Origin of the sequence: Sphingomonas sp. (genome assembly GCF_031380695.1) — a bacterium.
Classification (GTDB): domain Bacteria; phylum Pseudomonadota; class Alphaproteobacteria; order Sphingomonadales; family Sphingomonadaceae; genus Sphingomicrobium.
Window position 1 is genome coordinate 1 of record NZ_JANMWY010000079.1, and the last position, 7,981, is coordinate 7,981.

Here is a 7,981-nt window from a genome sequence, read left to right on the forward strand (position 1 = left end):
GCCTTTCCCGATGCCCTCGACCTGATGCTCGTGTGCGTCGAGGCCGGTCTGGGACTGGAGGCGGCCTTTGCCAGGGTTGGCCAGGAAATGACCCGCTCGCATCCGCTCCTCGCCGAGCAGCTCGGCTCGGTAGTGCTCGAGCTTCGCGCCGGGCGCAGCCGTGAGGATGCCCTTCGCCGCATGGCCGACCGCGCCGGGGTCGACGAAATCCGCGCCTTTGCGACCCTGCTGATCCAGTCGACCAAGCTGGGCTCGTCGATCGGCCAGACATTGCGCGTCTATGCGTCGGAAATGCGCGAGAAACGGCGGATGCGGGCCGAGGAAAAGGCGCACCGCCTGCCGGTGCTGCTGTCGATCCCGCTGGTCGCCTGCATGTTGCCGGTGATGATCGGTGTGCTGATGCTTCCGGCGGTAATCCGCACTGTGCGTATCCTGATGCCCGCGCTGGCGGGCAATCACTAAGGGGGGATCTCGCGATGCTTGGTAATAAGGCGATGACGGCCGTGGCGCTGACGCTGCTGACGGGCTGCGCGAGCAGCGGTCGATTGGCGATCAGGCCCCTGCCGACCGTGCTGGCGCAGGGCGACCGCCCCGTCAGCTTCCGTATCGCCGAAGCGCGCGGACAGTATGCGCTCGGCAATGTCGCGCTCGCCCTCGAATCCTTCCGCAAGGCACTGCGCGACGATCCCGCCAGCGTCGATGCGCTGGTCGGCATGGCCGGCTGCTATGACGCGATGGGCCGCTATGACGTGTCGCGCGGTCAATATGAAGCTGCGCTGGCGATCGCGCCGGCCGATACACGCGTGCTCGGCCAGTTCGCCGCCTCGCTCCAGCATCAGGGACTGGCGAGCGAAGCCGCAGCGGTGCGCCACGAAATGGCCGCCCGCGCCGCGCCGCCGCTCGCCGCTGCCGCTCCTGCCGCCGTCACCGTGGCAATGCCCGCCGCCCGCGTTGTGCCGACCATCACCCTGCCCGCCGCCGATGCTCGCGACCGCGCCGAGGCGACCGTGACGCTCGTTGAGGTCGCGCCTACCCTCATTTCGCCCGTCCCGGCCCCGATCGAATCGCAAGTTCCGCTCGCGCCGACGGCGCCGGCCGTCATTCTAGCGTCGACCACTATGCCCGCACCGCAGCTCGTGTCGGTTCCGCTGGCCCAACTGCTAGCGCTGGTCGTGCCGCCGGCCCCGCGTCCGGTGATCGAACCGGTTGTGGCCGTGGCTCCAACGCCGGTGGCGGTCGCGGTCCCGACCGTTGCCCGCGTTATCCCGGCACCCGTGGTCGCTTCGGCAGCCCCCGCCGTCGAACCCGCGCGCTTCGATCCGCCACTCGTCGCCCCAGTCGACGTGGCCGACGCGATGCCCGCAGCGATCAGCTACGGCCCGCGGCTCGAGCGGCTGACCCTCGGCGACGTCGCACTCGTCACCACCCCCGTTCGGCAGCCAATCCGGCCCCGGCCGGCACCGACACCACTGGCCATGCCGCCCGCCATCCTCGCCCGCGCCGCCACGCCGGTGCGATTCTCCTCGCTCGCGCCGCCGCTGGCCGACCAGCAGTCGCTGCGCATCGATGGCCGCGAGCGCGTGTTGCTGGTGCTCAACGCCGCCCGGGTCCAGGGTCTCGCCGCGCGCACCCGCCGCTATCTCGCCGGGCATGGCGTCCGCGAGGCGCTGGTCGGTGACGCCCCGCGTGTTCGCGAACGCTCGGTGATTATCGCGCCGCCGTTGCAGTGGGCGCGCGCCAAGGCGCTGGCACGGTCGCTAAAATTCGCACCCCGCACCATCCGCGGCACTCGGCTGATGCTGGTGCTCGGCCGCGATTCGGTGGACGCGGCCCGGGGATGATCCTGCTGGCCTTCGCCGCAGCGGTTGCGGCGACGAATTTCGCGCCGGCCCTGGCCGAGGCGAACCATGCGCTCGTTGCCGGGCGTCTCGACCAGGCGCAGATCATGATTGGCCGGGCCGTCGCCGCGGGCGCTAACGGCGATCCCGTCGACCGGCTCCTCGCCCAACTCGCCTTCGCGCGCGGCCAGGATGAGCAGGCGCTGGCGCTCAATCGCGGCTTGCTGATGAACCACCCGACCACTCCGCTGTTCGCCGAGCAGGCCGGCATTTCAGCCCTCCGCCTCGGCCGGGTCGCTGAGGCGACCGCGCTGCTACGCGCGGCGACGACGCTGCCCGGGGCCAGCTGGCGCGCGTGGAATGCGCTCGGTGCCGCCGCCGACGACCGCAGCGACTGGCCGCTTGCCGACGCCGCCTACGCTCGCGCCCGACACCTCTCGCCGGATCGTGCCGAGATCGCCAACAACCGCGGCTGGTCGCTGCTTCTGCGCGGCCGCTGGCGCGAAGCCGAGGCCGAACTGGCGCGCGGCCTGGTGCTCGGCGGGAGCGCATCCGCCGCCAGCGCCAAGCGCATGACCAACAACCTCCAGCTGGCCCGGGCAGCGCTGGCCACTGCGTTGCCGCTGCGCTCCGCCAAAGAGAGCGACGAAGCGTGGGCGGCGCGGCTCAACGACGCCGGGGTCGCCGCCGCGATGACTGGCGACCGCGCCCGCGCCATCGCCGCCTTCACCGGCGCGATCGGGGCGCGCTCCCGCTGGGACGGGCGTGCCGCCGCCAATCTCGCTGCGATCGAGGGTCAGCGATGAACTTGGCCGCCAGCGCCCCGCCGTGGCTCGTCGCCGCGCTATTCCTCTTCCTGCTCGCCGCCGCGATCGAGGATGGCTGGCGAATGCGCATCGCCAACCTCTTCTCGGTCGCGATCATCGTGGGTGCGCTCATCGCCGCTATCCTCGCTGGCTTTCCGCTCGCGCTGTGGCAAAACGGCGTGATGTTCGCCGCCCTGCTCGCCGTCGGGACCTTCCTGTTCGGTGCCGGCCTGCTCGGCGGCGGCGACGTCAAGCTGCTCGCCAGCTCCGCTTTGTGGTTCGACTTTGGCGGCGGGTGGAAGATGCTGGTCGCGGTTGCGTTGGCGGGCGGGCTGCTCGCGATCGTCCTGCTTTCGATCCGGCCGATGATCTCCGCGCCGGGCCGCTGGACGATTCTCAAGAAAGGCGGCGGCATTCCCTATGGCATCGCCATCGCCGGCGGCGTCGCCGCGACCGTGGCGCTGATGCGATGATCGCCGCACTCCTGCTCCTCGCCGCCCCGACCACGCTCTACGCCGACGGCAATTGGGCAGCCTTCGATCGCGGCACTAATTGCGCTGCCACGAGCCGGGCCGAGCGCATCACCCCCGACCGCGCCGACCAGGCCCACGCCGGCTTCACCTTTGACAAAGGTGGCGCGCGCCACGGCCAGCTTGCCGTCCGCCTCGGCCATCCGCTGCGCCCCGGCGGCACGGTCATGCTGACCATCGGCGACCAGCCCTTCCTGCTCGCCGCCAGCGACCGCTTCGCCTGGAGCCGTGGCCCCGCCCAGGAAGGCGCGATTATCGCCGCTGCGCGCTTGGCCGACGGGATGCGGATCGAGGGCCGCTCGCCCGGCGGTGGTCGCTTCGTCGACCGCTACCTGCTGGCGGGCGCACCCGGAGCGATCGACGCCGCCGCCGCCTGTTCGGCCAAGCGCTAGAAAAAACCGCCGATCATCGCTAAGGGAGCGCCTCGCATGAGCGCCGACACCTCCCTGATGCCGATTCCCGGCCCGATTGATCCCGTCCCGGTCGCGCGCCCGCTCACGCCCCGCGCCGATGGCCGGGTCGAGCTGATCGGCCTGTCGAAGGACCAGATCCGCACCGCACTCGAAACCGCCGGGCTCGAACCCAAGCAGGCCAAGCTGCGGGCCAAGCAGCTGTGGCACTGGATCTACAATCGCGGCGTCGGCGACATCACGCAAATGACCGATATCGCCAAGGCCCAGCAGCCGTGGATCGCGTCACGCTTCGTCATCACCCGCCCCGCAGTGATCGAGGCGCAGGTCTCGACCGACGGCACGCGCAAATGGCTGCTCCGCACGCACGATGGCCACGACTATGAGATGGTGTTCATCCCCGACGCCGATCGCGGGACATTGTGCGTGTCGAGCCAGGTCGGCTGCACCCTCAACTGCCGCTTCTGCCACACCGGCACGATGCGCCTCGTCCGCAATCTCGAGCCTTCGGAGATCGTCGGCCAGGTCATGCTCGCCCGCGATGCGCTCGGCGAATGGCCGTCCGCTCCGGACGGGCGGATGCTGACCAACATCGTCATGATGGGCATGGGCGAGCCGCTCTATAATTTCGACAATGTCCGCGATGCGCTGAAGATCGTCATGGACGGCGACGGGCTCGGCCTGAGCAAGCGCCGCATCACGTTGTCGACCTCGGGTGTCGTCCCGATGATGGCCCGCGCCGGGGCCGAGATCGGGGTCAACCTCGCCGTGTCGCTCCACGCCGTGACCAAGGCCGTGCGCGACGAGATCGTGCCGATCAACCGCAAGTACGGCATCGACGAGCTGCTTCAGGCCTGCGCCGACTATCCCGGTGCCAACAATGCCCGCCGCATCACCTTCGAATATGTCATGCTCAGGGACAAGAACGACAGCGACGCCGACGCGCGCGAACTGGTCCGCCTGATCCGCCATTACGACCTGCCGGCCAAGGTCAATCTGATCCCGTTCAACCCGTGGCCCGGCGCCGCCTATGAATGCTCGACGCCCGAGCGGATTCGCAGCTTCTCGAGCATCGTCTTCGCCGCCGGAATCTCCGCCCCGGTCCGCACCCCGCGCGGCCGCGACATCGACGCGGCGTGCGGCCAGCTCAAGACCAGCGCCGAGAAGCGCAGCCGCGCCGATCTCGACCGGCTCGCCGACGAAAAGCAGGCCGAGCTCGAAGCTCAGCCCTAAGCGACTACGCATCTTGCGCCGGGCTCGCGACCTCGGCACAGCGCCCCGATTGGGTGGGAACAACAGCATGTCATTGATCGGTAAATTGCTCGGCACATTGATCAAGCGCGGGCGGCTGACGCTGATCGTTGCCGATGGCCCGCCCGAGACTTTCGGCCCCGATCGCGACGAAGACCCCATCATCGTCCGTTTCGCCGACCGCCGCGTCGGGTTCCAAATCGCTCGCAACCCGCGCCTCGCGTTCGGCGAGGCCTATATGGACGGCCGGCTGACGATCGACAACGGCAGCATCCTCGACCTGCTCGAGCTGATCGTCGGCGCCAATAAATGGGAGGATGGCGGGCAGGGCCGCAAGCTGATGTCAAAGGGCAAGATGGGCAACATCGCCGCGCTCTTCCGCCGCAATCCGGCCGCCAGGGCGCAGCAGAATGTCGCCCATCATTACGACCTCAGCGACGATCTCTACGACCTCTTCCTCGACTCCGACCGCCAATATAGCTGCGCCTATTACAACGACCCGGCCAACAGCCTGGAGCAGGCGCAGGCCGACAAGAAAGCCCACATCGCCGCCAAGCTCCACCTCTCACCCGGCCAGCACGTCCTCGACATCGGCTGCGGCTGGGGCGGGATGGCGCTCTATCTCAACAAGGTCGCGGGCGTGTCGGTCACCGGCGTGACCCTCTCGAAGGAACAGCTCAGGGTCGCGCGCGAGCGGGCCGCCGCGGCGGGCGTCGCCGACCAGGTCAAGTTTGAATTGATCGACTATCGCGCGCTGACCGGCACCTATGACCGCATCGTCTCGGTCGGGATGTTCGAGCATGTCGGCGCGGCGCATTACGACGAGTTTTTCGAGACCTGCCACCGCCTGCTCAAGGGCGACGGCGTCATGCTGCTCCACACCATCGGCAAATTGGGCGGCGCGGGCTCGCCCGATCCGTTCACCGACAAATGGGTCTTCCCCGGCTACCACTTGCCCTCGCTGTCGCAAATGGCGGCGGCGAGCGAGAAGGTCCGCCTGATCGCCAGCGACGTCGAGACGCTCCGCCTCCATTACGCCTACACGCTGCGCGCCTGGCTCGAGCGGTGTGAGGGGGCCAAAGCGAAGATCGTCGCCATGTACGACGAGCGCTTTTTCCGCATGTGGGAATATTACCTCGCCGGCGGGATCGTGATGTTCGAACGTGGCGCGGCCTGCAATTACCAGGTCCAGTATATCCGCGAACGCCACTCGGTTCCGATCACGCGCGATTATATGGCCGCGACCGAAGCCCGCTATCGCGCGCTCGACAAATAGGAATGGGCCCGGCGCGCTCGCCGGACCCACATTTATTCAATTCCCGCGCATCTGCTTCATCTGCGCCCGACCGGCCTGGCGCTCTTCCGGCGTGACCTTGCCGTCATGGTTGGCGTCCATCTTGTCGAAATGCTGGAGCGCCATCGCGGTCGCTTCGGCCAGCGTCATCTTGCCGTCGTGATTGGCGTCGGCCATCCCGAACATTCGCGACATCATGCCGCCCCGATGGTCGCCCATGCCGTGATGACCGCCCATCTTGCCCATGCCGTCATGATGGCTGGCGAATTCGTCACGGCTGATGCTGCCGTCCTTGTTGCTGTCGATCATGTCGAACATCGCATTGCGGTCCATCGGCCTATGGCCCTCGGGCGCAGCGCCGTCCTTGCCGCCGTTCGCCGCCAGCTCGGCCTGGTCGAGCACGCCGTCGTGGTTGCTGTCCGTCATCGCGAACATCTTCTGGACATGCGCCGCGACGTCGGTGCGCAGTTGCGTGCGATTGTGCATATCGCCGCCCATCGTATGGGCAATCAGCGGCACGGAAACCAGCGTACCGGCGGCCAGCGCCCCAAATAAATAAGTCTTCTTCATGATGTCGACTCCAAAAATCTGATGGCGCGCGATTAACTGCCGCACTCTGTATCGCGCTTGAATGGTTCGCGCCGGGATGGCAGGGGCCGCGCGTCCACTTCTCACGGGAATCCTACGCCGATGGTCGACACTCCGCGCCGCGTCGTCCTCGCCTATTCGGGCGGCCTCGACACCAGCGTCATCCTCAAATGGCTGCAGCAGACCTATGGCTGCGAGGTCGTCACCTTCACCGCCGACCTTGGTCAAGGCGAGGAGCTGGCACCGGCGCGGGCCAAGGCCGAGCTGATGGGCGTCAAGCCCGAGCATATCTTCATCGACGACCTGCGCGAGGAATTCGTCGGCGACTATGTTTTCCCGATGATGCGCGCCAACGCGCTCTATGAGGGCCTTTACCTGCTCGGCACCTCGATCGCCCGCCCGCTGATCGCCAAGCGCCAGGTCGAGATTGCGCGGCTGGTTGACGCCGACGCGGTCAGCCACGGCGCGACCGGCAAGGGCAACGACCAGGTCCGCTTCGAGCTCGGCTATTACGCCCTCGCCCCCGACATCAAGGTCATAGCCCCGTGGCGCGAATGGGACCTGACCAGCCGCACCGCGCTGATCGACTTTGCCGAGAAGCACCAGATCCCGGTGCCGAAAGACAAGCGCGGCGAAAGCCCCTTCTCGACCGACGCCAACCTTCTCCACACCTCGTCCGAGGGCAAGGTGCTCGAGGACCCGTGGCAGGAAGACCCCGACTATGTTTACTCGCGCACCGACGATCTCGTGTCCGCCCCCGACACGCCCGAGGAAATCACCGTCGAGTTCAAGCGCGGCGACGCGGTTGCGGTCAATGGCGAGACGCTGTCGCCGGCGATGCTGCTGACCAGGCTCAACGAGCTCGGCAAGCGCCACGGCATCGGCCGCCTCGACCTGGTCGAAAACCGCTTCGTCGGGATGAAGTCGCGCGGTATGTACGAGACGCCCGGTGGCACCATCCTCCACGCCGCCCATCGCGCGATCGAGCAGTTGACCCTCGATCGCGGCGCCGCCCACCTCAAGGACGAGCTGATGCCGCGCTATGCGGAATTGCTCTACAATGGCTTCTGGTTCAGCCCCGAGCGCGAGATGCTCCAGGCCGCGATTGACCATAGCCAGGCGAAGGTCGAGGGCGAGGTCAGGATGAAGCTCTATAAGGGCGGCACGCACATAACTGGCCGCCGCTCAGCCATGAGCCTCTACAGCGAGAAGGTCGTGACCTTCGAAGACGACGCCGGCGCCTATGATCAGCGCGACGCCGAGG

9 protein-coding genes are annotated in these 7,981 nt (G+C 67.8%); 8 read left to right on the forward strand and 1 reads right to left on the reverse strand.

The window, feature by feature from the left end; all coding sequences use genetic code 11:
• From RMN84_RS03020 to RMN84_RS03050, 7 genes are all read left to right on the forward strand, one after another.
• Positions 1-462 (forward strand): type II secretion system F family protein (locus tag RMN84_RS03020; protein ID WP_309610728.1); only part of this gene is annotated, 462 nt, incomplete at its 5' end.
• Positions 463-476: 14 nt separating this feature from the next.
• Positions 477-1,841, forward strand: coding sequence for a LytR C-terminal domain-containing protein (locus tag RMN84_RS03025; protein WP_309610729.1), 1,365 nt, complete (start codon positions 477-479; stop codon positions 1,839-1,841).
• On the forward strand, positions 1,838-2,644 hold the full coding sequence (locus tag RMN84_RS03030; RefSeq protein WP_309610730.1) for a tetratricopeptide repeat protein: 807 nt from the start codon (positions 1,838-1,840) through the stop codon (positions 2,642-2,644). The genes RMN84_RS03025 and RMN84_RS03030 overlap by 4 nt, the downstream gene beginning before the upstream one ends.
• Complete coding sequence (locus tag RMN84_RS03035) at positions 2,641-3,117, forward strand: prepilin peptidase (protein WP_309610731.1); 477 nt, start codon at positions 2,641-2,643, stop codon at positions 3,115-3,117. Before RMN84_RS03030 ends, RMN84_RS03035 begins: the two co-directional genes overlap by 4 nt.
• The gene (locus RMN84_RS03040) at positions 3,114-3,566 is read left to right on the forward strand and encodes a hypothetical protein (RefSeq protein WP_309610732.1); all 453 of its coding nucleotides are present in this window, start codon (positions 3,114-3,116) and stop codon (positions 3,564-3,566) included. The genes RMN84_RS03035 and RMN84_RS03040 overlap by 4 nt, the downstream gene beginning before the upstream one ends.
• 36 nt (positions 3,567-3,602) lie before the next feature.
• The gene (gene rlmN, locus RMN84_RS03045) at positions 3,603-4,817 is read left to right on the forward strand and encodes a 23S rRNA (adenine(2503)-C(2))-methyltransferase RlmN (protein WP_309610733.1); all 1,215 of its coding nucleotides are present in this window, start codon (positions 3,603-3,605) and stop codon (positions 4,815-4,817) included.
• Between the two features lie 67 nt (positions 4,818-4,884).
• Positions 4,885-6,111, forward strand: coding sequence for a cyclopropane-fatty-acyl-phospholipid synthase family protein (locus RMN84_RS03050; RefSeq protein WP_309610734.1), 1,227 nt, complete (start codon positions 4,885-4,887; stop codon positions 6,109-6,111).
• Positions 6,112-6,147: 36 nt separating this feature from the next.
• Here RMN84_RS03050 and RMN84_RS03055 read toward each other — a convergent pair whose 3' ends face one another.
• Positions 6,148-6,699, reverse strand: coding sequence for an EF-hand domain-containing protein (locus RMN84_RS03055; RefSeq protein ID WP_309610735.1), 552 nt, complete (start codon positions 6,697-6,699; stop codon positions 6,148-6,150).
• A gap of 120 nt (positions 6,700-6,819) precedes the next feature.
• On the opposite strand from RMN84_RS03055, the gene RMN84_RS03060 reads away from it, so the two are divergent.
• The coding region (locus RMN84_RS03060; protein ID WP_309610736.1) for an argininosuccinate synthase at positions 6,820-7,981 on the forward strand (1,162 nt) is incomplete at its 3' end.

Coding starts and splice junctions, on each gene's coding strand:
- RMN84_RS03055 (WP_309610735.1), bottom strand. CDS start 6,699: ATGAAGAAGACTTATTTATTTGGGGCGCTGGCCGCCGGTACGCTGGTT.
- RMN84_RS03035 (WP_309610731.1), top strand. CDS start 2,641: ATGAACTTGGCCGCCAGCGCCCCGCCGTGGCTCGTCGCCGCGCTATTC.
- RMN84_RS03025 (WP_309610729.1), top strand. CDS start 477: ATGCTTGGTAATAAGGCGATGACGGCCGTGGCGCTGACGCTGCTGACG.
- rlmN (WP_309610733.1), top strand. CDS start 3,603: ATGAGCGCCGACACCTCCCTGATGCCGATTCCCGGCCCGATTGATCCC.
- RMN84_RS03050 (WP_309610734.1), top strand. CDS start 4,885: ATGTCATTGATCGGTAAATTGCTCGGCACATTGATCAAGCGCGGGCGG.
- RMN84_RS03030 (WP_309610730.1), top strand. CDS start 1,838: ATGATCCTGCTGGCCTTCGCCGCAGCGGTTGCGGCGACGAATTTCGCG.
- RMN84_RS03040 (WP_309610732.1), top strand. CDS start 3,114: ATGATCGCCGCACTCCTGCTCCTCGCCGCCCCGACCACGCTCTACGCC.